Annotated in this window: 1 protein-coding gene; it reads right to left on the bottom strand. The window is 64.2% G+C overall.

Annotated elements, in window-relative coordinates:
- Nucleotides 1–243, bottom strand: a 243-nt coding sequence (locus SB753_RS40600; protein WP_410805618.1) for a hypothetical protein, incomplete at both ends; no start/stop codon positions are given.

Raw genomic sequence — 243 nt, forward strand, 5'->3', positions numbered from 1 at the left:
GAGGCCCAGGAATCCAACAGCACTTCCGTGTTCAGTAGCTGACCCACGAAGACGCCGGAGTTCCGCGCCGTGTCGGCATCGCTCAGGAAGGCGGCGATCCCCACTGCCGAGAACTGCCGGACGACGGTCGGACCGGCGAAGGTGGTGAAGGGAACAGCGACGTAGTCCTGCAGTTCGAAGTTGTGGCGCCCGCCGAGGGTGATCTCATCGCCGGGTTCGAGGAAGGAACCGTCGTACGCGATG

Source organism: Paraburkholderia sp. SIMBA_053 (genome assembly GCF_046534895.1).
In the GTDB taxonomy this organism is placed as follows: domain Bacteria; phylum Pseudomonadota; class Gammaproteobacteria; order Burkholderiales; family Burkholderiaceae; genus Paraburkholderia; species Paraburkholderia caledonica.